Genomic DNA, 25,000 nt, shown 5'->3' with positions numbered 1-25,000 from the left:
CAAGGTTGGATGGAGAATAATCTACCTAAACTATTTCATAATATGGGTTGTACTTCTTTTATTTTGGATTGACTATAGTCACCAAAGCGATATAAAAGTAATGAGTCAGTTTTAGACCTACGAAGCTATATGCTTACGTCATGACTGACAATAAAAAAGGACGCCCAAATGGCATCCTTTTTTATAATAGTTAAGAATAAGAGAAATGTTAAACAGTGAGCTTAACGCATCGTCACAAACTCTTCCGAACCAGTTGGATGAATGGCAACGGTATTATCAAAGTCTGCCTTAGTCGCGCCCATTTTAATCGCAACAGCAAAGCCTTGAATCATCTCATCAACACCAAAGCCAATACCGTGCAGGCCAATGACTTTTTCGTCATCGCCCAAACATACTAGCTTCATGGTGCATTTTTGACGATGCTGAGTGACTGCGCTATACATATCGGTAAAGCTTGAGGTATAACACTTGATGTTTTCTTTGCCGTAGCGTTCCACCGCGTCGATTTCAGATAGCCCAATCGTACCGATAGCCGGATGGGTAAAAATTACGGTCGGTATTAACGAGTAGTCTAAATTCTCGTTAGGTTTGTTGTTAAACAAACGCTCGGATAAACGGCGACCAGCGGCAATCGCTACGGGCGTTAGATCTACGCTGTTTTCGATAATATCGCCAACCGCATAAATACCATCGACGTTGGTGTTTTGGAATTTATCGACTTTAATTTTACCCGTCTCAGTCGTCTCGACCCCTGTCACTTGCAGATTGATTCCATCAGTCGATGGCGCGCGACCAATCGCCCAGATCAAGCAATCGACAGTATCGATACAGTCTTCACCGCCATCGTTGGTGGTCAAATCGAGGCTATCATCGTCATTTTTATTGACTTCATTGATCACCGTATTGGTATGTAACTTAATACCAGCTTGTTCCATTTCTATCAGCAAAGTCTCTACGATAGTATGGTCAAACGTACGTAGTGGGGAGTGTTTGCGCACATACAAATGCACTTCGGCACCCAGACTGTTTAACACGCCTGCGATCTCGACTGCGATATAGCCTGCGCCCACAATCGCCACACGTTTTGGCAAATGATTCAACGCAAAAAAGCCGTCAGAGTCGATGCCGTATTCTGCACCTTTGATATCTGGTTGAATCGGATGACCGCCCGTAGCAATCAAAATATGGTCAGCGGTAATCAGCTCGCCATTTACTTCGACGGTATTGGTATCGACGAACTTAGCAAAACCTTTGATCACTTCGACGCCGTTTTTGGCCAAGTTGTTATCATAAGCGCGGTGAATGTTTTCGATGTATTGTTGGCGGCTCTGTACCAGCTTTTGGAAGTCAAAACCTTTTAACTCAACATCAAAACCATAGTCTGGCGCATATTTATGGATAGCTTCAGCCACTTGCGCGCCATACCACATCACTTTTTTGGGCACACAGCCCAAATTCACACAAGTGCCACCCAGTTGGTTGGCTTCGATAATGGCGCATTTTTTACCGTAGCTCGCTGCGCGGTTGAGTGATGCGATGCCGCCGCTACCGCCGCCAATAGAGATATAGTCATAATGTTTGGTCATAATACGGTCTCTTTATTAAGTTGTTATTGGTGCTGTTTCTGACTCTACTGTAATGGGTCTTATCATCCATCTTACAAGTTTTTTATGGTTAGGATGTGTTGAGTCGCTTGAGTCTCAACAGTGCTTGGTTAAGAAAAGCTTAGCATTTAGATATTTAAATCTACTCAAACCCATCTATACAATAGGGCGACGTCTATAAAATAACAGCCCAGGGATAGACAAGCCAAGCACCAATCCTGAGGTCACAAACAGCGCTTCAAATAAGTACACCATCATTTGGCTAAATAACTCGTCTGAAAAACCAAAGTAACCAATCTGCACCATACTGACCATCGCCTTATAAGCGGCGATACCAGGCATCATACAGATAACGCTAGGCGAGATGAGCGCTTTGGGCGGTAGAGTATATTTCTTAGAAAAGTACACACCCAAAAAGCTAGCAAGCATCGCGCCAAAAAAGCTAGCAACCACGATATGGATGTGCTGATAAACGAGTGCTGTCTTCAACCCAAAGCCAAAAGCCGTCATCAGTAAACAAGGCAAGATATAGCGTTTGGGTACGCTAAACATTAGCGTCCAACCAAGGGTAATGATACAAGACAGTACGACGGTTTTAATAAACCACATCTTAAAACCCCCAGTGCTGTATGCGAAGTAAAACCAATGCCATCACGATACCGACGCACGCGGACAAGGTCAGCATATAGGTAAAGACCGCACGCCCAACGCCAATATTGACATAGCCTTTTAAGATGTCGGACAAAGAATTAATCAAAGGAAAGCTTGGCACCAATAGCAGTACGCTAGAGGCAACAGCGATATCCGCATTGTTACCAATATCAAAATAATAGGTCGTTGCCCCAATTAGTGAGGCAATAAAAGCGGTCACAATGACCGTGATAAAAGGGTTAAAGTGGTGCTTGGACAAATAGATACGAGTAAACATTGCTACCATACCAGCGATGAATGTCACCGCCGTAATCGACCAACTACCGCCATTCAGATAAGCAAACGCCGCACATGAGGCACCAACAAACAGACTGACTAGCCAGGTTGGGTATACGGTCTTATCCAACTCATCAAAGGCAAGGGTAGTGCGGTCAATCAAGTCATTATGATCGACAGTGGCTTCGGTTTTATTGACGATTTGCTGGATTTGTACCAACAGATTGACGTTGATGCTCTGATTGATCGTATCTCTAGTGGTAGTGATACAGCGCTCGTCACAGATAGTCGTCAAGGTAATGGCATTAAAGTTCAGCGAACACTCGACGCTATTCATTCCTAAGGCGATGCCTAAGCGTTTGCATAAATCTACTACTACGGCAGACTCAGCACCATATTGCATAAGAAGTAAGCCGCAGCGCACGCATAATCGGGTAATGTGCTGCTGCTTTACGTAACTGATAGAGGTCATGAGTGAGATACGCAGGTTGGTTGGTATTGATACACTATTATAAAGGGTCTGAATGGTGATGCGCGGCCATTATCGGATATTATGTTTGATGCTACTATTATAAAGCGTAAACCCCTATCGCAAGGAGCATAAAATGCATATCGCTATTTTGACTTTGACGTTCTCATTGCCCGGTTGTGGCTCGCTAAAAGAAAAGCGCCAACGGATGGGCGGCTTGCACGCGCGCTTTGGCAATACGCCAAGCGTCGCGGTGTGTGAGAGCGGCGGCCGCGCGCGCCATGATGCCAGTGAGTGGACGTTTGTGATCGTTGGGCTATCGAAACGCGAGGTTGAGTCACAGTGTAGTCAAATCGAGGAGAAGATAGAACGTAGTGTCGACGCACGGATGATGAATGTTGAGAGAGAGTTTATTTAGGTTGGTTTTTACATTGACGCAAATAAACATCTAACTTGTTTGTTGGGTGGAGCCTACGACCATCAACAAACAAGCTATAGATTATAAAATTGATAGACTTTTGTTTCCTAGAGTGATAATATTTCGCAGCAATTTAGACACATTACTTACACAATAGTTACATTGTCAGTTATATATTGTTATCGACTGGTGTCTTGCATGACATAAATTTTGGTAGTGGAATTTTAAGTTTATCCATTCATTACCTTTAGTTTAGCTATTTAAATATATCTCTCAACTAGGACGTCGAATGACAACTTTTAATAAAATAAAAAATGCTCTATTGCTTACTACAATTACTACTTTAGCGGGTTGTACTACTGTGGCTGATATGGCAGGGTACGATACTGCTACGCTAAATACTAATGCGGCTAAAAGTTACTCTCAAGTGGTTTCTAAAGCCAGTAGTCAAGGCACAGTAGATAATACGTCTGCCACTGCTATCCGAGTTAAAAACGTTTTCAATCGTATGAAACCCTACGCCGTTCGTGCTAATACAACAGGTGTTCCTTTTGATTGGCAAGTCACGGTGATACGTTCACCTGAATTGAATGCTTGGGCAATGCCTGGTGGCAAGATGGCTTTTTATACAGGTATTGTAGAAAAGTTACAGTTAACAGATGCAGAGATCGCTGCGATCATGGGGCACGAAATGACTCATGCATTAGCTGAACACAGTAAAAAGGATGCTGGGCAAAAAATTCTGACCGGCTTAGCGCTTCAGTTAGGTGGTGCTGCGATACAGGAAAAAACAGGGTTAAATGCTGAGGCAATGAGTTTAATTAGTGACTACGGCCTTGATAAGCCGTTTTCTCGTAGTCAAGAATCACAAGCCGATGCAGGTGGCCTACGTTTGATGGCGCAGGCAGGCTACAATCCAGAGGCTGCAATTGCAGTATGGCAAAAAATGGAGGCCGCCAATGGTCGTAGCAACGCCATAGTTACTTTGATGTCTACGCATCCAAACTCTGGGCAGCGTATTGCTAAAATTCAGGCACTCTTACCTGAAGTTAGTCCTATTTATCAAGCGGCTGCGAAAGCACCTGCTAACGCAACTAGTGGGGCAACTACAGGAATAACTACTAGAATCATTAAACGTAAATAACTCAGTACATATTATCAAAAAAGGTAAGTCAGACGACTTACCTTTTTTTGCAGTGGAATATCTAAAAGTGGTTGATTTAAATTTTATCTGACGTCTTTATATTGAGTGTAGCCAGCTTTACACAAGCTATGCTATGGGCTTTGGCAATATGCAAGGCGTCGCGGTATGTGAGAGCGTTGAGCATAATCGTCATGATGCTAGTGAAGGGACTTTTGTGGTGGTGGGATTGAGTAAGCGTGAGATTGAATACGAGTTTAATAAAATTGAGGACAAGATTCAGCGCGTGGTTGATGCTCGTATTATGGATGTGAAACGTGAGTTTATTTAGCGTTAGCTTGTTAAAAATTAACGTCATCAGACCAACCTACGAATCACCCTTTAAAAACTCAACCAAAGCCGGCATGTTTTCTCGAGCACTGCGCCCAGCACCGATAATAGTCGCTGAAGCAGGGCTGACCCAATCGCCATAGCCAAATAACCATAAGCGAGGCTCTTTTACCGATTGCCCATGTTCAGTCAATACCTTGCCATCCTCTTCAATCACGCCTAATGGCGCCAAATGCTCAAGTTCAGGATTAAAACCAGTACACCAAATAATGGCATCAACTGATTCCTCTAATCCATTAGACCAGACCACGCCCTGTTCAGTGAAACGCTTAAACATAGGCTGAGTAGTGAGCAGGCCCTTATCTCTGGCTTCTTTAACAGGCGGCATCATCACGATATCGCCTGTAGGTGCGCCCAACTCTTCACTGCTATCTTGAGTATCGTCATTGGCATTGTTTTTGACACGCTTTGTGGCTCTTTCAAATAAGACGCGACCATCAACATCATCGGGCAAAAACTGTGGTGGCGTACGTGTGACCCAACTGGCATCCGTCACTTGCACTAATTCTGCAAAGATTTGTGCACCAGAGTTACCACCGCCAACTACTAATACACGTTTATCTTTATAAGCATCGGTACCTGCATAATGAGCGGAGTGGGTTTGTTCACCTTGGAATGATTGCCGTCCTTCAATCTTTGGGATGTAAGGATTGCTCCAAATACCGGTGGCACTGACTACAACACGAGCTAGCCACGTAAACTTGCCGTCGCTGACACATAAGCAGTTGCTATCCTCATCTCGCTCTACTCTTTGCACCTCAAAAGGACGATAGATGGGTAGTTTGTAGTGCTTTTCGTAGTTATTGAAATAGCTTAATACATCGTCTAGATAGGGACTGCTATCGTCTTTAGCAGAGGTCATCAGTCTACCGGGTAATGAGCTGACTGTTGCTGGCGAGAACAGGCGTAATGATGGCCAAAAGTGTTGCCAAGCGCCACCGCTCTTGGGTTGCTTGTCTATGATAATAAAGTCGAGGGTTTGTTTTCGGTTGGCACGTTTCAGATAGTAGCCAACCGCTAAGCCGGCTTGACCGCCACCGATGACGATGACGTCGAATATTTTAGTGGCTGGTTTGGATGACATGGTTACCTCATATTTATTATTAGATATCACAATAATCTAACACGAATAAAGCAGCTTTCTAACCCACAAAAAAGGCCCTCCCACAAGGACGGCCTTTTTATAATTTAAACACTCAAACACAATTTACGACGCTCTCTCAAGCATTGGCTTTAAGAACTCACCAGTATATGAGCCTTTTACTTCCGCCACTTCCTCAGGCGTACCTTCAGCGATAATCAGTCCGCCACCTTTACCACCTTCAGGGCCAAGGTCAATCACCCAATCCGCCGTTTTGATAACGTCAAGATTGTGTTCGATGACCACGATGGTATTACCTTTATCGCGTAGAGTATGCAAGATATTGAGCAGCTTATCGATATCATGGAAATGCAAACCTGTGGTTGGTTCATCCAAGATATAGAGCGTCTGTCCCGTATCACGTTTGGCAAGCTCACGCGCCAGTTTGACACGTTGCGCCTCACCACCTGATAGCGTTGGCGCAGACTGACCCAAGCGAATATAGCTCAGACCGACATCCATCAATGCTTGCAGGCGACGATAAATGGCTGGTATCGCTGAGAAGAACTCAACGGCATCTTCAACGGTCATATCAAGCACGTCGGCGATGGTTTTGCCTTTATAGTGAATCTCTAGCGTCTCGCGATTGTAGCGCTTGCCCTCACAGGTATCACATGGCACATACATATCAGGCAAGAAATGCATCTCAACTTTGATGAGACCATCACCTTGGCACATCTCACAGCGTCCGCCTTTCACGTTGAAACTAAAGCGACCAGGCTTATAACCGCGGGCACGCGCTTCTTGCGTCTGGGCAAACATCTCACGCACAGGGGTAAACACGCCAGTATAAGTTGCTGGGTTTGAGCGCGGTGTACGACCAATTGGGCTTTGATCAATATCGACCATTTTGTCCAAATGCTCAAGACCGCTAATGCTTTCAAATTTATCGGCAATCAGCGTTGAGGCGTTGTTTAACTGAGTCGCTGCCAATGGCATAAGCGTACGGTTAATCAACGTTGATTTACCCGAACCTGAGACACCCGTCACACAAGTCATGATACCAACAGGAATGGTCAAATCCACATCGTGTAGGTTGTTACCTGACGCGCCTTTCAGCTCGATGGTCATCGGTACTTTCTTGGCTTTGGCTTTACCCTTGACTTCGACATCAATGGTTTTGGCTTTATGGCGGACAGTTGGAATCTCGATTTTCTTCTTACCAGACATATATTGCCCAGTCAGCGATTCTTTGTTTGCCATGATGTCATCGACCGTACCTTGAGCGATAATATGACCACCGTGTACGCCTGCACCGATACCGATATCGATGACGTGATCTGCTTGGCGAATCGCATCTTCGTCATGTTCTACGACCAGTACCGTATTGCCCAAGTCACGCAAGCGCGTTAGGGTTTTGAGCAAGCGATCATTGTCACGCTGATGCAGACCGATTGATGGCTCATCAAGTACATACATCACGCCCATTAGACCTGCACCGATTTGGCTCGCCAGACGAATACGCTGTGCTTCACCGCCTGATAATGTCTCGGCAGAGCGAGCAAGTGTTAGATAGTCCAGTCCAACGCTGACGAGGAAGTTTAAGCGCTCATTAATCTCTTTAAATATTTTTTCTGCGACTTCACCTTTATGACCGCCAATCTTTAGCGTTTTATAATAATCCGCCGCATCACCGATAGACAGCTTGACGATTTCTGCAATGGTCTGGTCATCAACACGGACGTTACGTGAGATTTCATTCAGACGCGCGCCGTCACAGACGTTACAAGTGGTATCGGCTAGATACTTGGCCAGCTCATCACGGACTAGATTGCTTTGGGTCTTAGCATAACGACGCTCAAGATAAGGCAAGACCCCTTCAAACGGTATGGTTTTATTGGTTTTGCGCCCGCGCTCATCGGTAAAGTTAAAGGTTAGCTTCTCTTTACCTGAGCCTTGCATAATCAGATCTTGCTGCTCTTTTGTCAGCGTTTGCCAAGGCGCGTCCATATCGATTTTGAAGTGCTTGCAGACGGTAGAGAGCAGACCGAAGTAATAAGCATGACGCTTATCCCAACCGTTTATCGCACCTTGATTGAGTGATTTTTCATGATGGGTAATCAGCTTTTCAGCGGCGAAGTATTGACGCTTACCAAGGCCATCACAGCTTGGACATGCACCATATGGATTGTTAAAACTGAACATGCGTGGCTCAAGCTCAGGCACCGCGCGATCACAGACAGGGCATGAATGCTTGGCTGACATCACTTGATTGTCGCTGCCATCTTCCTTTGGATTACCATCCATAAAGTGTAGGGTCACTAGCCCTTGACCAAGGCGTAACGCAGTCTCAAGACTCTCCGCCACACGGTTGCCCAAGTCATCACGGACTTTAAAGCGATCGACTACGACCTCGATAGTATGCTTTTTCTTTTTATCAAGCGTCGGTAGCTCATCCGTATCGTAGACATCACCATCGACACGGACGCGGACAAAGCCCTGACCAATCAGCTGCTCGAGCAATACGGTATGCTCACCTTTACGCTCACGTATCACAGGCGCTAGGATCATCAGCTTAGTATCAGCAGGTAGCGACATGACTTGATCGACCATTTCAGTCACTGACTGGGCGACCATGGGCTCATTATGCTCAGGGCAAAAAGGCGTGCCGATACGCGCATATAATAGACGCAAGTAATCGTAGATTTCGGTAATCGTACCAACGGTCGAGCGTGGGTTATGGTTGGTTGATTTTTGCTCGATAGCAATCGCAGGGGATAGACCCTCGATACTATCGACGTCAGGTTTCTCCATTTGCGAGAGGAACTGACGCGCGTATGCCGATAAACTCTCGACATAACGACGTTGCCCTTCGGCATATAGCGTGTCAAATGCCAACGAAGATTTACCAGAGCCAGATAGGCCAGTAATTACCACGAATTTATCTCGTGGAATGTCTAAATCGATGTTTTTTAAATTATGAGTACGTGCGCCGCGTATTGCGATATGGTCATGTGCCATCGGTTACAGGTTTCCTATTTGCTAAAAGGGGATTGGGAAATATCTCAAGTCAAAAAGTAAATATAGATCAGTAAAGTGGTTGGTTAAAACGTGAATAATTCTAAATTTATGATGTTGTTATAAGTAGTGTCGTTATAAAAGGTACATACATTGATAAGGTAAAAGTTATGCCAGCCTAGCTATTCATTTTTTATTATTGTTTGGCTTTATGTTGCTTGTCGCTCCTACCACTGTTTTTTATAGGACTAAACAAATCTAAATCAAATCAGTGTTAAGTAACAGGCATCGTTTGTTATGGTTTTGACCAAAAATGTCATTTTATAGAAGCGTTCATCGTTACGTAGATATGGTGAGTGAGCCGTTAATTGTGCTGACAACGTTTTACTTTATTGTCATGGTGACAGCATTATTCAAGGTGTGACTGTGCATCTGATGCACTTGGTAACAAAATAATCTCGTAATATGAATGGCTTGGGTTGAGGGCGCATACGTTACTGCACCAGTAAGACAAAAGTCTCGGCAACCAAACGGCGAATGTCTTATACTAGGGGGCTTGATTTATAGGCCAATGCCTTGATAAACCAGTAGTGATAAATCATGGTATGGCGCAAGTGTTAGTCGCGAAAGATAGCAATGAGCAACCAGCAATGATCAACCAGTGAGGCAAGTATGAATAGCGTAGAGAAACGGGCAATCCTCGGAGTCGGTGGCATCTTTGCCTTACGTATGATTGGCTTGTTTATGATTGTGCCGGTATTTTCTGTCTACGGTGACAATTATGCACACGCGACGCCATTTTTGATTGGTTTGGCCGTTGGTATTTATGGCTTAGGGCAGGCTATATTTCAGATACCGATGAGTTTGGCTGCTGATAAATTCCCGCGTAAGCCTATTATCTTTTTGGGATTGATACTGTTCGCTGTCGGCGGCATGATTGCGGCAAATGCGACGGATATTTATGAAGTCATCATTGGTCGAGCGCTGGCGGGTAGTGGTGCGGTCTCTGCTGTGCTTATGGCGTTACTGGCTGATGTGACTCGTGAAGAGATGCGTACCAAAGCGATGGCCACGATGGGTCTGACGATTGCGACCTCTATTATGCTTGCCTTTGCTTTTGGTCCATTGTTAGTCGGCTCGCTCGGTATCTCTGGGCTGTTTTGGCTAACATCAGGGTTTGCTATTTTGGCGATGCTGCTATTGGTGGTGGTACCGACGCCTATGCGCGTGCTCAAGCACAACCTAGATAACAAAACCATCGGTCAACAGTTAGCGACTGTTCTCAAGATTGGTGATCTTAACCGCTTACATATCGGTATCTTTGCGCTACATCTGACGATGACGGCGATATTTGTGATATTGCCGCACCAGCTCAGTGACGTACTTGGCTTGTCAGTACGTCAGCAAGGCATGGTTTATTTGCCGCTGTTATTCATTGGCTTCGCCATCGCGATACCTTTTATCATCATCGCTGAAAAGAAACGCAAAATGCGTCAGGTGTTTTTGGGTGCGATTGCGTTAATGACCGCCGCTTTAGCATTGCTAGCGCTTGGTAGTCAGGTCGGTGTTGGTATCATATTGGGTTTGCTACTGTACTTTATGGGCTTTAACTTACTTGAGGCGACGATTCCCTCATGGATATCTAAGCGCGCACCAGTCGCCAATAAAGCGACCGCGATGGGGCTTAATTCCTCTAGTCAGTTCTTTGGAGCATTTGTAGGTGGTGCAATGGGTGGTCTGTTATTAAACCAGCCTAATTTGTTGGCATGGGGCATACTGGCTATTATTATGGGTGCCGCACTGCTTATCATCATTCCCATTTCTCAACCACCTTACCTATCGAGCACGACGGTTACTATTCCTAAAGATATCAATATCCAAGACTGGTCACGACAAATGCTGGCAGTAGATGGTGTTGATGAGTTGGTCGTAATGGCAAAAGAGCAAGTCGCCTATTTGAAGTTAGATAAAACACAGTTGACGGATGATTCTCGTCAACAGCTATCGAGTTTGGCGCAAAGTCCGCTAGATATATAGCAGCTTTATACTTGTAGTTGTATACGGAAGTGAAGCCAAATAGCAAAAATTGCACAGACAGCAATTTCATAAACCATCAGTATCAATAAGTAGAAACTAACTATTTATCTCTATTTAAAAGGAATTAATATGAGTAAATTTAAGATGTTGTCTGGTAATGTCATCGAAGGTAGAAAGAAGGTGCATCGCTCAATAGCCAAGTTAACCGTAGGTCTTGGTTTATCAGCCATGCTATTAACTTCTGGTTGTGCTACGCAAAATATTCAGGCGTATCAGAACACCACACCGACGCTCGACATGCATGAGTTTTTTTCGGGTCAAATCGATGGTTGGGGTATGTTCCAAGGTCGAAATGGCGAAGTCAAAAAGCGCTTTTATGTTGATATTGATGCAACCCATGAGGGAGATGATGTCATTGTCTTAAACGAGAAGTTCTCGTGGGCAGATGGCACGAAATCGCAACGTATATGGCGCCTGACTGAGCAGGCAGATGGTAGTTGGAAAGGTGTGGCAGGTGATGTCATTGGTGAGGCAACAGGGCAAGTGGTTGGCAATACGTTGCACTGGAATTACTTATTAGAGTTACCTGTCGAGGACAAAACCTATAAAGTGACGTTCGATGATTGGATGTATCTTATCAATGAAGATGTCATGCTCAATCGCTCAGTGATGAAAAAATTCGGCATAGAGCTGGGTAGCGTGACGTTAAGTATGCATCGTAAGCCTTCTGATGCGAACTAGAAATCACTTAATAATAAGTAAGGTGCTATGCAATATCGATAAAGGTAGACGGTGTTCTTTAGCGTCTTAAAATGGCAAAATAGCAGCATATTTATCTATTACCTGTTATTTATTGGACTCTATAATATCGACTAGTATATCAAGATAGAGTATCTAAGCGACATAGACTGACGTGCACCATAGGTAGCCTATAGATATTTCGATAAAAATTGGTTAAAGTAAAATTATACAATTGATAGTGTCAAATGATGCTATCAGATAATGATTAAAACAGTTTATTAAATTATTCATAAGTAAAAGGACGGTATCATGCGCGGAGTCAATAAAGTTATCATCATCGGTAACCTCGGAGCAGATCCTGAGGCACGCCAATTCAGCAATGGCGGTAGCGTAACCAATATCTCGGTTGCGACATCAGAGCAGTGGACAGACAAACAAAGCGGCGAAAAAAGAGAAGCGACAGAGTGGCATCGTATCGCACTTTTTAACCGTCTAGGTGAAATCGCAGCGCAATACCTGCGTAAAGGCAGCAAAGTCTATATCGAAGGTAGTTTGCGTACACGTAAATACCAAGACCAAAGTGGTCAAGACCGTTATATTACTGAGATTCGTGCTGAACAAATGCAGATGCTCGATGGTCAAACTGGCGGCGGTCAGGGTGGAGATAGCTTTGGTGGTCAAAACCAAGGTCAGAGTGGCGGCTATAATAATCAAGGTGGCCAAAACAACCAGAATAACTTTGGTCAGCAAGCAAATAATCAAATGGCACATCAAGGCGGCTACAACCAACCAGCGGCTCAAGGTGGTCAGAATAGCTTTAACAATCAGGCGCCTGCTCAGCAAAACCAGTTCAATCAGCCAGCACAGAAACCTGCACAATCTAAGCCTACAGCAATGCCAGATGGCCCTGTAGATGATGACATTCCGTTCTAAATCATATAAGAAAGAAAGTGTAAAGGTGTATTGATATTTATTATCTTATAACTCTTTGATAGCAAGCATTAAAAAAGCCCTGCAACTGCAGGGCTTTTTTAATGCTTGCTATAGTTGATTCAATTTAAAAGAGATACAGGGCAACTGAGTGCAGATGTAACTGTGATACTTCAAACGAGGTTAAAACTGTAGCTCTTTTATAGAGGATTAACTATATCCAAAATATAATTCAGTTAATACTTTTTAACGTAGCTAAACTAATTTTTTATTAAAAATTTTTTTAATTTATTTAGTATGCTCTTAATCTGTAAACGATTAAACTTAAGTTTAATCAGTATTGGTTTAATACTATTAATTTTTACATTAGTTAATATGCTTACTACCTTCTATACTCTATATTGACCGTTTATACCAAAAAATAATTATGATTAGTGACGTTTGGTTTTAAAAATTGCTATACTGAATCTATATGGCGTATAGTTAATATATATTGATCGTCTCTAAATAAAATAAATTTCGATGATAATAGCCAAAGTTTTACTTGTTTCTTATTAATAAATCGAAAGCTATTTGGATAATAGATCTTTATATGAAATGGTTATATTCTTCGGAACGTACCATAGGAACAACATAGCAAGTTATAGAGTTAATGCAAAACTATCTCCAAGATTAGCAGTATTTGAGAGTATAGTGTACGAACTTACTACTCTATTATTTTAACAGTAGATTTTTGTCGAAATATTATTGTGAAATTCTAGCACTAGTCAAAATACTAGATTTTTTTTTATTAGAAACTGCTTTCAAAGCTATAATAGCAATATATAAAGCATGGTGACTTATGTGTTTAGATTTATCTAAAACTAATTTTATTTAAAATGGATACAATGAGCATCTATCACTATATGTTTTCTATTTATAATAGATTGTTCGGGTTGTTATTAGAAATTAAATACTCTTTAGAATTAATTATATTTTATGAATAGTCTTAATTGCTAACGAACGATTTGTTCTCCGCATATTTTCACGAAAAACAATACCTCAATAGAGGCCACACTCTTATTTTATAATTGGATTTATTATGAGCAAAAATAACGCAATTGATTTAGAAAATTTGAACGTAGATGAGTTACGTGCTATCACTGAAAACGCTCAACAACTTATCGCCAAAAAACAACATCAACGTTTGTATGATGCCTATATGCAGTTCGAGCAGATTGCAGAAGATAGCAATGCAACGATCGAAGAGATACTGAAAGCTGGTGAAAAGTTAGAGAAAAAACGCAGTATTAAATATCGTAATACTGATGACCATAGTGAAACTTGGACTGGCCGTGGTCGTAAGCCAACGTGGTTGGTTGAAGCGCTAGCAGCAGGTCGTGATATCGAAGATTTTGCTATTTAATTAGCTGTTTTCTTATAAAGTTAATTTCTGTGAGCCAGCTTGAAATTGCTATTGATAATGGTGTATTTACAACCATTTAGCGATAGATAGAGCTGTTTTTCAGAAATTAAAAGCCAGTATCTTTACTGCCAGTATTTTGGCAAAAAGATACTGGCTTTTTTTCTGTCATCTATATGCAATTGTTTGTTATGATAATGACGTTTTTGTCTTATATAAGAGTTGTACGACTGTGGCCCAAGTATCTGAGTTTTCTCATAAACGTCCCCGTAAGCTCTGGTGGCTAGTTGGGTTTGTGTTGTTTGCGCTATTTGCTGTGTTGCAAATGCCAGCAGCATGGTTACTTGAGAAATACGCGCCAGATACGCCTTATGTCCAGCATGTATCTGGCAATGTATGGCAAGGTGCTGCCATTTGGCAATTGCCTATGTCATCGTCGTCGCTTACAGGTATGGCAGAATGGTCATGGCAGCCTTGGCAGTTACTCATAGGTAAGCTAGGTGCGGATGTTAATATCCACTCAGCACAGACACGCCTGAATGGACAAGTTAAACTTGGTCTGAGCTCATGGCAAGTTGACAACATGAGTGGAAAAATTGCACCTGAGACGCTAGCGAGTGTGGTCAATTGGCAGCTGCCGAATACCCCTATTCAGGTAAATAATGTATCGCTAACGCGTCAGGCTAATAAAAGTGACGCATCTAGTAGTGAGCCTGCTAAAAACGCTGGCGGATTTAGTGCAGCAGATGGCCAATTGACTTGGGTTGGTGGCGAAGTAGGCTATCCTAGTGGTGGCAAAGTTTTTTATATTACGATGCCTGCTCTAAGAGCTGAGCTTAGTACAGAGCAAAAAAACAATAGAGATCTGCTCCATATTAATTTGCTGAATAATCAAGATAAGCGTTTGGGAGATCTGTATCTCGACAGCGATAATATGCTCGATGTCAGTTTGACGCAGCGCTTGCTAGAGAATATGCCTGAGTATAAAGGACAAGCCCCCCAAGATACGCCAGTTGTCAGTGTTCGCCAGCCATTGTTAGCTGGTTTGGGGGCGAACTAAATGCTTAATATTGCCGCAAGCCTAAAACCTGTTATCAATACTCTCAATCGCTTTTCAGGTTGGCTATTGTTGTTAGCCATTGCTTGGCTATGTTGGACAGCGGCCCGCCTTTTATGGCTATTGCTAGCAGCGCCTTTAGCACCTGCATTGCCTTTAGCAACTCTACAGAATAGTGCCAAATCTACCAACGATTATAGTGGCTTGTTTGCAATCTTTGCTGATCCCGATCCTGTTACCGCAGCCGTGCAACCACCTCCCAACATTGAGCTCAAAGGCGTCCTACTAGCCATACCTGAGAGCATGTCTTCCGCCTTATTGAATGTCAATGGCGAAGTCAAAAATTACCGCATCGGTGATGGGCTAAAGGACAGCGATTATACGCTCGTCGCTGTTGACTGGAATTCAGTTATCATCGCTGATGCTAACGATAAAGAAACCGTTATTAAAATGCCAGAGGCGATGCCATTAGACCAAAGTGATATGCTAGCAAGCGGAATAAGTAACCAGCGTTTGCCAAACAATAGTATGTTGCCTACAGCGCCCCAGCCAGTACAAAATGCTGTTCCTGAGGCAGAAGGGACAACTGGCGCAGACACTTCAAGTAATCCCCAGTCGGCTATCGAAGAAGCAGTTACGGCTTTGCAAGAAAACCCCGCCAGTTATCTAAGTAGAATGGGGGTGATGGCATCAGGTGAAAGTTACCAAGTCACAGCGGCGATGCCTGCTGGCCTACGTAATCGTTTAGGGCTAGAGCCAGGCGATAAGGTACTGACTGTCAACGGACAGAGCGTGGGTAATAACCCAGCGCAAGATGCTGGTGTACTTCAGCAAGTACAGCAAGCAGGTGAAGCGCAGATAGAGGTTCAACGTGGTGAGCAAGTTATTACGATTCGCCAGCAGTTCTAGCAAGGTAGGTTTTTAGCAAAATTGCTCCTTAAAAATTCAGCACATAGTAAGCAATATCACTGTAGGTAATCATCAATATGGTAAGTTTTCAGAATTTTTCAGCCACGCATTTGTACCGTAGCCTGCAGCGTTTGATGCGCCTGTGTCGTCCACTTTGTCTGGCAGTGCCATTATGGGCTGCTGGTGTTGGTCTTGCCAATGCTGAGAGCTGGAAAGTCAATTTACAAGACGCTGATATCAAAGCTTTTATCAATGAAGTTGCGACCATCACCGATCAAAACTTTGTTCTTGATCCACGTATCAATGGCAACGTCACAGTCATCTCCAATAAAGCCCTGTCCCGTGATGAGATTTATCAGTTATTTCTGAGCGTGATGCAAGTGAATGGTATTGCCGCGATTGAATCGGGAACGACGACAAAACTGGTGCCAGATAATATTGCTAAGCAATCTGGTGTGGCAGTTGATTTACGCGGTGATAGTGTGGGTGAGTCGCTCGCCACTCGAGTTATTTATTTGACCAATACCCAAGCTGCAGAAGTATTAGGAGTTATTCGCCCATTGATGCCGCAGTCGGCTCACGCGGCCGCTGTACCTGGTGTCAATGCGCTAGTGTTGTCCGATCGAGCAGACAGCCTTAACCAACTGACAGCCCTTATCCGTGATTTAGACAGTAATGTAAATGACAGTTTGCAAGTGATACCACTGCGTCACGTCGATGCCGAGCGTATGATGGAGTTGATTAGCGCCTTAGTCTCAAGTGCGGGTAGTGGACAAGCACAAGGTGGCAACAATCAGCTAAAGGTGATTGCTGATACGTCGAGCGATAGACTGTTGGTCAAAGGCAGTCCTGAAATGATTGCTAAAGTCCAAGAAATGGTCAATCAATTGGATACCACGCCGACCAGACGTTTAAGTGGTCTCCGTGTTTTTCGATTAAAGTATGCTAGTGCGGGTCATATCGCCGATATGTTACGCGGCTTGCTCGCTAATCAATCCATTAATAGTGCTGGCGCGACCTCGACACTAGAATCAGCTTCGCTAAATGATGTAAGTAGCACAGGCGCCGCAATTAATAATGCAGCCAGCGATAGCCTAGGTAGCAGTGCGGCTGCTGTGTCGACTAGCAGCACAAGTGGAACAAGCACAGGAGTGGGTGGTCGTCCGTTTAGTATTATCGCTGATGAAACTCAAAATGCCGTTATCGTCAATGCCGCACCTGAGCTAATGTTTGAGATTGAAGACGCGGTCAACCAGTTAGACAGTCGCCGCGCACAAGTATTGATTCAAGCGGCTATTGTTGAAGTGTCAGGCGACGATGCCACCCAGCTAGGCGTTCAATGGGCGTTAGGTAACGCCAATAGTGGCTATGGAGTGGTCAATTTTAATAATGTGGGAGCCAGCGCGACGACACTTGCGGCGGCTGCTTTAGCGGGGACGAGTACGGCAGGCATTAGCGCTGCTGCCAGCTCTATCGCAGGTGCATTGATAGGTATTGGAGACAGTCGCAAAGACAGTCAGGGCAATACAGAGTTTTATGGCGCTATTTTACAGGCGCTTGACTCTTCTACCAGCGCCAACTTGCTGTCCATGCCATCGATTTTGACATTGGATAATGAAAAAGCCAGTATCTTAGTCGGTCAAAACGTACCCTTTGTCACGGGTTCCTTTACCACCAGTGGCAATAATTCAAACAACCCATTTCAGACGATTGATCGCCAAGACATTGGTATTAATCTGAATGTCATTCCCCACATTGGTGACAATGGCACAGTACGATTAGAGGTATCGCAAGAAGTCTCGTCAGTCGTACCAGGTAGTACGGGTAATGCCAGTGGGCTAATTACCAACAAAAGCCTTATTAATACGACCATTCTAGCGGATGATCAGCAGACAATTGCCTTGGGCGGCCTGATGCGTGACAACACCACTACACGTCAACAGAAAGTTCCTGGGTTGGGCAATGTTCCTGTTATCGGTAGACTTTTTCGTTCTGACAACGACAGCACCCAAAAGAGCAATTTGATTATCTTTTTACAGCCGACTATTTTACGTGATGGTGGCGCGGTAGCGAGTGTGACTGAACGCAAATTCAATCAAATGAGAGTGTTGCAGCTGGTCATTGATAAAAACGGTACGATTAAGCAATTACCATTGAGCGGCACTGAAGGTTGGAATGGTAATGTCAGTGCAGATTATGAGCTTATGCCGCTCAATCCCCTTATCCCTAAACGTGATCAAGCGCCAAAATCTACTTCGCAAGGTTTTACGAGAGTAGATAGTCCTAATAGCGGTATCACGACCTATCCTCTTAATCGCTAAAATATTAGCCTTATACATAACGGTTAATATGATTCAACTGACATAAATTAATGTACGATGTGATAGATACTAGTTACATCGTACATTAGCTTGCGTATTCATAACACAGATAAACATAGCCGCTTTTATATTTGGGTATATTAGTTACTAATAGAATAATGAGTTACGTATCTTGCTTTCCACCACAGTAAATCAGAAACTAAAATGAAAGATTATAATAATACAAAAAAATGGCTTTTACTAAGTGTGGCTGCAACTGCGCTATTGCTCATTCCTAGGCGCAGTAGTCGAAAGGACAATACGAAGACAGTAAATAACCATGATACCGTATCTGAGGGTAGTGATATTGATGATGCTCACGAGAATACAGCTAATAAATAGAAGTTAGTAATTAGAAAATAAAAGCTCAGCAATGCGTTTATAGTAATATTCTTCTATAAAAATATTTATATAGGAAAAATTGCTCAGCGTTTATTACTTAGTTTTATGTTTTAAAAAGTTAGTTTTGGAGTCCATTGATGTGTGGCAGAAAATCAGCGACTATGGCTGAGAGAACAAACACTAGAGAAGCTTTAAAAAATGTCTATCCTCTTATAGATACGCATACACATTTTGATGCTCCAGTGTTCGACAATGATCGCAGAGAGCAGGTAGAGCAGGCTTATAGTCAAGGTATCCGTCACTTAGTGCTAGTAGGTTATCTATATCAGTATTTTGATCGAATGTACGATACTCAAGGTTTCATCAATAACATGTCACAATCGTCTGTGACAAAGGTGGATAATGAAGATAAGTGTGATGTTGCAGCCTATATCGCGCTAGGTTTACATCCTTTTTATATTGAGCAGCATACCGATGATCATTTGATACAACTTGAACAAATGGTGATAGAGCGTCGTCCGTTAGCTATTGGTGAGATTGGATTAGATACCTTTACCAATACAATGAAGCAGCCTGATGTATTTGCTAAACAAAAAAGGTTCTTTGCGGCGCAGTTGGATATAGCAGTGGCCCATCGACTGCCAGTGATGCTGCATATTCGTAAAGCGCATGCTGAAGCGCTCGCAATATTAAAAGCGCATAAATACGATGCGCATAAATTAGGCGGTATTGCCCACAGCTTTAGCGGGGGTGAGCAAGAGGCAAAGGCTTTTGTAAAATTAGGGTTTAAGCTTGGTGTCACGGGTCAGATTACCAATCCGAAGGCCAAAAAACTGCGCCGTGCTATTCAAGTAGCAGTTGAGAGTCATGGCATCGAATGCTTGGTCATTGAAACGGATTGTCCAGATATGACACCTATTATGTGTCAGACAACGGATGATACTGATTCACATGATAGAAATATACCAGCCAATCTGCCATGGGTATTAGCAAGCTTGAGTGAGCTATTAGAGATACCACATGATAAACTTGCTAAGCAATTGTGGCAAAATAGCTGTGATGCTCTGAAAGTAGACTGGGCTTATCCAATGTAACTGTGCTACTTATAAGAAAAGCATCGTTGTAATTAGAAGCTAAAAAGTACTAGCCAAATAAATGACAACCAAAATATTTGAAAAGAGAATTTGATCTGTTATGAGTGACACGCGACAATTTGAACAACTAGAATCCGTCGAAGACAGTCTTGCACAAGACGAATCGCGCCAACAAGATGAGCAGTACGATCGTCGTTTTCAAGGTACACGGACACTATATGGTACCTCTGCGGTTAATACTTTTTCGGCAGCTCATGTCTACATTATTGGTGTAGGAGGGGTGGGCTCTTGGGCAGCAGAGGCGCTGGCTCGGACAGCAGTGGGAACGATTACGTTGATTGATTTGGATGTATTGGTTGCTTCTAATGTCAATCGCCAACTGCCTGCATTGGACAGCACATTTGGTCAAAGTAAAATTGAAGCAATGGCAACTCGTATTAGAGAGATTAATCCCACAGTAACCTTAAATTTGGTCGATGACTTTTTGACAGTAGATAATGTCGCCACACTCTTACCAAGTCGTGAAGCGGTCAAATCCGCTACTGCTCAGGGTAGACCGATTGTTATTTTAGACTGTGTAGACGATATGAATGCGAAACTAGCAATCGCTTTACACTGTCGTTTTAATAAACTAAAGTTGGTCTGTGCGGGCGGTGCAGGTGGTAAGATAGATCCAAGTCAGATTAGAGTAAGTGATTTGCGTGACTGTTATCAAGACCCACTACTTGCAAAGTTACGCAACAAGTTACGCCACGAAAAAGGCATTAACAGTGCTTTAAAAGAGAAATTTGGTATCAAATGTGTCTATTCGACAGAGCCGCCAATTGTAGATAAAAGCTGTCAGACAGGTGGTCTGCAGTGCGGTGGTTATGGCTCAGCAGTGGTCGTTACGTCAGTAGTGGCGATGATTATGGTGAGTGAAGCATTACAATTATTAATAAGACAGACGAGTCGTAACTAATACGTCTGATATTATTTAACGGAGTTTACCTTGTCTATATCTAACTCACCTCAGCAGAGCTACCCTGTCGCGGTAGATGAAATAGAGCGTATCAATAAGCTAAGAAAGTATCAGGTACTCAATGAAGATGAGGAGCCTGCGTTTGATCGGCTTGTTGAACTCGTGAAGCTGTTTTTTGATGTGCCTGTAGTCACCATTACTTTTATGGATGAGGAAACCCAATATTTAAAGCCAGCCTGCCAATTCGATAGTGAAGATGAGGCTGTAAGCAAAGGGCCACGTAACACGGCTTTTTGTAATTATACAATATTGTCTGATGATGTATTAATCGTGCTAGACACCTTTAAGGATAGTCGTTTTAGCCAAAGTCCGATGGTCACAGGCGCTCCGTATCTACGATTTTATGTTGGGGCACCTATTATCTTGAATGAAGACAACAAAAGGTATCGTCTAGGCACCTTATGTCTTATGGATACTGAGCCACATCAGAGTTTTAGTAGTCAACAAGAAAAGATATTGGCGCAGTTTGCAATGATGGCCGCAGATGCGTTGAAATTACAAGACAAACAACGCGATGCTAAGCGTGCTAATGAGATGAAATCAAGCTTTTTGGCTAATATGAGTCATGAGATTCGTACACCGATGAACGGTATTATCGGTATGGTAGAGATGTTAGGTGATACCGAACTCAGTAGCGAACAGCGTGACTATGTTGATAACATTAAAGTCTCCAATGAGCATTTAATGGTCATTATTAACGGTATTTTAGACTTATCGAAGGTTGAGTCTGGAAAAATGACGATTGATTCTATTCCATTGAATTTATCTAGTTTATGTAATGAAGTCGTCAGTTTATTTGCAATAAAGGCACGTCAAAGAGGTGTAACCTTAGATTATCATTATACTGAAACACTATCACCTTATGTAAACGGCGACCCTGTACGTCTAAAGCAGATTATCGCAAACTTGGTCAATAACGCGATCAAGTTTACACGTGAAGGTGGTCAAGTAAGTATCGATGTTAAACATATGGACAATTGTTACTGTCCAAATAACATTGACGAAAAATTCGTGAGTACGAGTCAAGAAAAAGAAGCAAACAAAATAGAATGCGATAAAACTGGTCAGAACATGACTTTGTGTATAGAAGTAAAAGATACGGGTGTTGGTATCAAAGAGGAGTCGTTAGAGGCGATATTTGACGCTTATGACCAAGCAAATAAGTTTACTCATCGTATTTACGGTGGTACTGGACTTGGACTGTCTGTTTGTAAGTCCCTAGTCGATTTGATGGGTGGTCACATTCACGTAAACAGTGAAGTAGGGGTTGGTACGACATTTAGTGTTTTATTACCGCTGACTACTATTGATGAAAACAAGTATGAGACATGGCAAGACTCTCACGATACGACTATGATTGAACCTACGCATGAGCGGTCTGGCCATATCTTGTTGGTCGAGGATGATGCTGTCAATGCGATCATAGCCAAAAAATCACTAACCAGCAGCGGTCATACTGTCACCCATGTTACGGATGGTCAGCAAGCAATTGAGGCTTTTGCTTTATTTCCTGACCGTTATGATGTGATATTGATGGATCATCATATGCCGATTATGGATGGAGTGCAGGCAACTATCAAATTGCATGAATTGTATGATCCTCAAGTATTGCCGCCCATTATAGCCCTGACTGCCAATGCAATGGACGGCGAGCGTGAGAAGTATCTGAAAGTTGGTATGCAGGATTATTGCACCAAACCTTTTAAGCAAGAGCAGTTGAATGCCTTAGTACAGTATTGGCTGATACAGAAACAATCATTGGAAGAAGAGTAACTTACTAGATATTAGTATTAGCACCATTGATTAGCATTTCGATTAACCATGATCGATAAATATAAAAAAAGCTTAACCGCCTATATGGTGGTTAAGCTTTTTTATTGATGATAGAGATATCAGTAAATATCAACTATCAATCATGTTCGGAGCGATATTAGTTCACGCGAGTTTGGTAGTCGCCAGTACGCGTATCAACACGTACCACTTCACCTTGTTGCACAAATAATGGTACACGTACAACGGCACCTGTCTCTAATTTAGCAGGTTTGCCACCACCGCCTGAAGTATCGCCGCGTACGCCAGGATCTGTTTCTACGATTTCTAACTCAACGAAGTTAGGCGGCGTGACTGACAGAGGAGCGCCATTAAATAACGTAATGGTACATAGAGCATTGCTGTTTTCTTTTAACCACTTGATTGAGTCACTCATTGCGTTTTTGTCCGCTTGAATCTGCTCAAAGCTCTCAGGATGCATAAAATGCCAAAACTCGCCATCGTTGTATAGATAGTTCATTTCAGTATCCATCACATCAGCAGCTTCTAAGCTGTCACCTGATTTGAAAGTTTGTTCCAGTACTTTGCCACTACGAAGGTTGCGCAACTTAACACGGTTAAAGGCTTGACCTTTACCAGGCTTAACAAACTCGTTTTCAAGAATGGCACAAGGGTTGCCATCAAGCATCACTTTTAGACCAGCTTTAAATTCATTAGTAGAAAAACTTGCCACAAGAAACTCCTAGGGGTTGTAAATATAATAGTAAGACATAGGGCTGACTGTACCAAAATTTTCTGTTATGCCAAGTATTTACGGATTAACGAGGATACTTTGATAGGCTAGACACTAAGGGCGTATAATATCGGATTTTGGGCACAGGTAATAGGCTGTCATGATAAACCATTTAATCACACAAAAAAACTGGCAAACGCAATTATCGGAAGCTATTACATCTGTTGATGAGCTATTGAGTATCCTACAGCTTGAATCAATGCGTGCAGAAGTTTACGTACCTAAGCATTTTGAACTGCGTGTGCCGCGTGGCTTTGTGGCAAAAATGGCTATTGGCGACCGTAATGATCCCCTGCTTAAACAAGTGTTGCCAGACCAGCAAGAGCAGATTAACGTCACAGGCTACGTAGCAGATCCGCTGAGCGAAAACACTCAAAACCCTGTAAAAGGTTTGCTCCATAAGTATCAATCAAGAGTGTTATTAACGATTACAGGCGCGTGTGCTATTCACTGCCGTTACTGCTTTCGCCAGCATTTTGACTATAGTGCCAATATGCCGACTGCTGATGCAAAAGAAAATATCATCAACTATATTAATGCAAATTCTGAGGTAAATGAGGTAATTCTGAGTGGTGGTGACCCACTAAATGTGACCAATAGACGTTTGTTTTTATGGTTAGATACTTTGGAGTCTCTTCCGCAGATTACTACCATTCGGCTGCATACGCGTTTGCCATTGGTGATACCCGCACGCTTGGACGCTGCATTGCTAGAAAGGCTATCTCAAAGTCGCTGTCATATTGTCATGGTCATTCACTGTAATCATGCCAATGAGCTAGATGCACCAACTACTGAATACTTGCAACGTGCGAGAGCAGCTGGGATTACTCTATTAAACCAAGCCGTGTTGTTAAAAGGTGTCAACGATACTCTTGACGCGCAAGTGCAGCTTAGTCAGCGTTTGTTTACTTGTGGCGTGCTACCATACTATTTACATGTGTTGGACAAAGTGGCTGGCGCGGCACATTTTGATAGTAGTGAGCAAGCAGCGATTGAGCTTTATTGGTCATTGTTAGCATCATTGCCAGGTTATCTTGTTCCTAAGTTAGTCAGAGAGTTACCGAATAGACCTTTTAAAGTGCCGATTGATATTTACAGCAATAGCTAATATAGGGCACTATAACAATTTAGGAGAATTAGTAAACAAAGAGAGGCTCTTAAAAAAGATACGGATAGTATCTTTCAAAACTAAAAACTAAAAACTAAAAACTAAAATCTAGGATTTATACTTTTGTATAAGTATATATAGATATATGATTGGAGCAGAATATAGACTGTCAGTATGTAAGCTAACTTAAAAATATACAATTTTAGATGTAAGATTTTGACAGTATGTAGGTATTGTCAGAGCGTACTGCTAGATTTAGGCTTACAATAAATAGATATCATCACTTTTCTATAGTCTAGCTTAACAAACATTTTTTATGCCATACATGTATTTGTACTGCTGCATATTACTGATTGCTTCGGAGTGACTAATAGAGAGTAAAGATACT

Annotated in this window: 21 protein-coding genes; 15 read left to right on the top strand and 6 right to left on the bottom strand. The window is 42.7% G+C overall.

Translation table 11 applies throughout. The features are described 5' to 3' along the window. Positions 1 to 221 precede the first annotated feature (221 nt). From gorA to JMY00_RS01220, 3 genes are all read right to left on the bottom strand, one after another. Positions 222 to 1,586 (bottom strand): glutathione-disulfide reductase, encoded by a 1,365-nt coding sequence (gene gorA / locus JMY00_RS01230; protein WP_201578797.1) that lies wholly within the window; start codon positions 1,584 to 1,586, stop codon positions 222 to 224. Between the two features lie 174 nt (positions 1,587 to 1,760). After that, complete coding sequence (locus JMY00_RS01225; RefSeq protein ID WP_160022269.1) at positions 1,761 to 2,213, bottom strand: threonine/serine exporter family protein; 453 nt, start codon at positions 2,211 to 2,213, stop codon at positions 1,761 to 1,763. A gap of 1 nt (position 2,214) precedes the next feature. Beyond that, positions 2,215 to 3,003 carry a threonine/serine exporter family protein gene (locus JMY00_RS01220; protein WP_201578796.1) on the bottom strand — a complete coding sequence of 263 codons (789 nt, stop codon included), beginning with the start codon at positions 3,001 to 3,003 and terminating at the stop codon, positions 2,215 to 2,217. Between the two features lie 133 nt (positions 3,004 to 3,136). Between JMY00_RS01220 and JMY00_RS01215 the strand changes: the two genes are divergently transcribed. From JMY00_RS01215 to JMY00_RS01205, 3 genes are all read left to right on the top strand, one after another. Beyond that, entirely contained in the window at positions 3,137 to 3,418 is a 282-nt protein-coding gene (locus tag JMY00_RS01215; protein WP_201578795.1) for a DUF503 domain-containing protein, read from the top strand. Between the two features lie 289 nt (positions 3,419 to 3,707). Continuing rightward, positions 3,708 to 4,562, top strand: coding sequence for a M48 family metallopeptidase (locus tag JMY00_RS01210; RefSeq protein ID WP_201578794.1), 855 nt, complete (start codon positions 3,708 to 3,710; stop codon positions 4,560 to 4,562). 133 nt (positions 4,563 to 4,695) lie between these two features. Further along, the gene (locus JMY00_RS01205; RefSeq protein WP_201578793.1) at positions 4,696 to 4,890 is read left to right on the top strand and encodes a DUF503 family protein; all 195 of its coding nucleotides are present in this window, start codon (positions 4,696 to 4,698) and stop codon (positions 4,888 to 4,890) included. 36 nt (positions 4,891 to 4,926) lie between these two features. Here JMY00_RS01205 and JMY00_RS01200 read toward each other — a convergent pair whose 3' ends face one another. Both JMY00_RS01200 and uvrA read right to left on the bottom strand, forming a co-directional pair. Beyond that, complete coding sequence (locus tag JMY00_RS01200; RefSeq protein ID WP_201578792.1) at positions 4,927 to 6,033, bottom strand: ArsO family NAD(P)H-dependent flavin-containing monooxygenase; 1,107 nt, start codon at positions 6,031 to 6,033, stop codon at positions 4,927 to 4,929. A gap of 123 nt (positions 6,034 to 6,156) precedes the next feature. After that, on the bottom strand, positions 6,157 to 9,051 hold the full coding sequence (uvrA, locus tag JMY00_RS01195) for an excinuclease ABC subunit UvrA (RefSeq protein WP_201578791.1): 2,895 nt from the start codon (positions 9,049 to 9,051) through the stop codon (positions 6,157 to 6,159). Positions 9,052 to 9,720: 669 nt separating this feature from the next. Between uvrA and JMY00_RS01190 the strand changes: the two genes are divergently transcribed. The 11 genes from JMY00_RS01190 (at position 9,721) to JMY00_RS01140 (ending at position 22,714) form a co-directional block, all read left to right on the top strand. Beyond that, positions 9,721 to 11,085 (top strand): MFS transporter, encoded by a 1,365-nt coding sequence (locus tag JMY00_RS01190; RefSeq protein ID WP_201578790.1) that lies wholly within the window; start codon positions 9,721 to 9,723, stop codon positions 11,083 to 11,085. A gap of 129 nt (positions 11,086 to 11,214) precedes the next feature. After that, positions 11,215 to 11,826, top strand: coding sequence for a DUF3833 domain-containing protein (locus tag JMY00_RS01185; protein ID WP_201578789.1), 612 nt, complete (start codon positions 11,215 to 11,217; stop codon positions 11,824 to 11,826). A 309-nt stretch (positions 11,827 to 12,135) separates the two neighbouring features. Next, positions 12,136 to 12,759, top strand: coding sequence for a single-stranded DNA-binding protein (gene ssb, locus JMY00_RS01180; protein WP_101204383.1), 624 nt, complete (start codon positions 12,136 to 12,138; stop codon positions 12,757 to 12,759). 1,078 nt (positions 12,760 to 13,837) lie between these two features. Beyond that, on the top strand, positions 13,838 to 14,161 hold the full coding sequence (locus tag JMY00_RS01175; protein ID WP_101204384.1) for an H-NS histone family protein: 324 nt from the start codon (positions 13,838 to 13,840) through the stop codon (positions 14,159 to 14,161). 229 nt (positions 14,162 to 14,390) lie between these two features. Beyond that, the gene (gene gspN, locus JMY00_RS01170) at positions 14,391 to 15,218 is read left to right on the top strand and encodes a type II secretion system protein N (protein ID WP_201578788.1); all 828 of its coding nucleotides are present in this window, start codon (positions 14,391 to 14,393) and stop codon (positions 15,216 to 15,218) included. Further along, positions 15,219 to 16,124: a type II secretion system protein N gene (locus JMY00_RS01165; protein ID WP_201578787.1), complete on the top strand. Its 906-nt coding sequence runs from the start codon at positions 15,219 to 15,221 to the stop codon at positions 16,122 to 16,124. Between the two features lie 77 nt (positions 16,125 to 16,201). Next, positions 16,202 to 18,445: a type II secretion system secretin GspD gene (gene gspD / locus JMY00_RS01160; protein ID WP_201578786.1), complete on the top strand. Its 2,244-nt coding sequence runs from the start codon at positions 16,202 to 16,204 to the stop codon at positions 18,443 to 18,445. 204 nt (positions 18,446 to 18,649) lie between these two features. Further along, entirely contained in the window at positions 18,650 to 18,826 is a 177-nt protein-coding gene (locus tag JMY00_RS01155) for a hypothetical protein (RefSeq protein ID WP_201578785.1), read from the top strand. Positions 18,827 to 18,987: 161 nt separating this feature from the next. After that, positions 18,988 to 19,920: a TatD family hydrolase gene (locus JMY00_RS01150; protein WP_201578821.1), complete on the top strand. Its 933-nt coding sequence runs from the start codon at positions 18,988 to 18,990 to the stop codon at positions 19,918 to 19,920. A gap of 100 nt (positions 19,921 to 20,020) precedes the next feature. Continuing rightward, a complete protein-coding gene (locus JMY00_RS01145; protein WP_201578784.1) occupies positions 20,021 to 20,881 on the top strand; it encodes a tRNA threonylcarbamoyladenosine dehydratase in 861 nt (286 codons plus the stop codon). Between the two features lie 30 nt (positions 20,882 to 20,911). After that, positions 20,912 to 22,714: a GAF domain-containing hybrid sensor histidine kinase/response regulator gene (locus JMY00_RS01140; RefSeq protein ID WP_201578783.1), complete on the top strand. Its 1,803-nt coding sequence runs from the start codon at positions 20,912 to 20,914 to the stop codon at positions 22,712 to 22,714. A gap of 157 nt (positions 22,715 to 22,871) precedes the next feature. Here the strand turns inward: JMY00_RS01140 and efp are convergent, their stop codons facing one another. Further along, complete coding sequence (efp, locus tag JMY00_RS01135) at positions 22,872 to 23,444, bottom strand: elongation factor P (protein ID WP_160022040.1); 573 nt, start codon at positions 23,442 to 23,444, stop codon at positions 22,872 to 22,874. Between the two features lie 160 nt (positions 23,445 to 23,604). On the opposite strand from efp, the gene epmB reads away from it, so the two are divergent. Then, positions 23,605 to 24,612: an EF-P beta-lysylation protein EpmB gene (gene epmB / locus JMY00_RS01130; protein ID WP_201578782.1), complete on the top strand. Its 1,008-nt coding sequence runs from the start codon at positions 23,605 to 23,607 to the stop codon at positions 24,610 to 24,612. Positions 24,613 to 25,000 lie beyond the last annotated feature (388 nt).

It is taken from the genome of Psychrobacter sp. Pi2-52, assembly GCF_904846705.1.
GTDB lineage: Bacteria > Pseudomonadota > Gammaproteobacteria > Pseudomonadales > Moraxellaceae > Psychrobacter.
The sequence above is the reverse complement of the archived record's forward strand: the minus strand, read 5'-3'. Positions and strand labels throughout refer to the sequence as shown.

Bases quoted from the DNA above. Each gene is read 5' to 3' on its own strand.
- JMY00_RS01200 (WP_201578792.1), bottom strand. From the start codon at position 6,033: ATGTCATCCAAACCAGCCACTAAAATATTCGACGTCATCGTCATCGGT.
- uvrA (WP_201578791.1), bottom strand. From the start codon at position 9,051: ATGGCACATGACCATATCGCAATACGCGGCGCACGTACTCATAATTTA.
- JMY00_RS01145 (WP_201578784.1), top strand. From the start codon at position 20,021: ATGAGTGACACGCGACAATTTGAACAACTAGAATCCGTCGAAGACAGT.
- gspD (WP_201578786.1), top strand. From the start codon at position 16,202: ATGGTAAGTTTTCAGAATTTTTCAGCCACGCATTTGTACCGTAGCCTG.
- JMY00_RS01215 (WP_201578795.1), top strand. From the start codon at position 3,137: ATGCATATCGCTATTTTGACTTTGACGTTCTCATTGCCCGGTTGTGGC.
- JMY00_RS01165 (WP_201578787.1), top strand. From the start codon at position 15,219: ATGCTTAATATTGCCGCAAGCCTAAAACCTGTTATCAATACTCTCAAT.
- JMY00_RS01220 (WP_201578796.1), bottom strand. From the start codon at position 3,003: ATGACCTCTATCAGTTACGTAAAGCAGCAGCACATTACCCGATTATGC.
- JMY00_RS01150 (WP_201578821.1), top strand. From the start codon at position 18,988: ATGGCTGAGAGAACAAACACTAGAGAAGCTTTAAAAAATGTCTATCCT.
- epmB (WP_201578782.1), top strand. From the start codon at position 23,605: ATGATAAACCATTTAATCACACAAAAAAACTGGCAAACGCAATTATCG.
- JMY00_RS01205 (WP_201578793.1), top strand. From the start codon at position 4,696: ATGGGCTTTGGCAATATGCAAGGCGTCGCGGTATGTGAGAGCGTTGAG.
- JMY00_RS01175 (WP_101204384.1), top strand. From the start codon at position 13,838: ATGAGCAAAAATAACGCAATTGATTTAGAAAATTTGAACGTAGATGAG.
- JMY00_RS01210 (WP_201578794.1), top strand. From the start codon at position 3,708: ATGACAACTTTTAATAAAATAAAAAATGCTCTATTGCTTACTACAATT.
- JMY00_RS01155 (WP_201578785.1), top strand. From the start codon at position 18,650: ATGAAAGATTATAATAATACAAAAAAATGGCTTTTACTAAGTGTGGCT.
- gorA (WP_201578797.1), bottom strand. From the start codon at position 1,586: ATGACCAAACATTATGACTATATCTCTATTGGCGGCGGTAGCGGCGGC.
- JMY00_RS01185 (WP_201578789.1), top strand. From the start codon at position 11,215: ATGAGTAAATTTAAGATGTTGTCTGGTAATGTCATCGAAGGTAGAAAG.
- JMY00_RS01225 (WP_160022269.1), bottom strand. From the start codon at position 2,213: ATGTGGTTTATTAAAACCGTCGTACTGTCTTGTATCATTACCCTTGGT.
- ssb (WP_101204383.1), top strand. From the start codon at position 12,136: ATGCGCGGAGTCAATAAAGTTATCATCATCGGTAACCTCGGAGCAGAT.
- JMY00_RS01190 (WP_201578790.1), top strand. From the start codon at position 9,721: ATGAATAGCGTAGAGAAACGGGCAATCCTCGGAGTCGGTGGCATCTTT.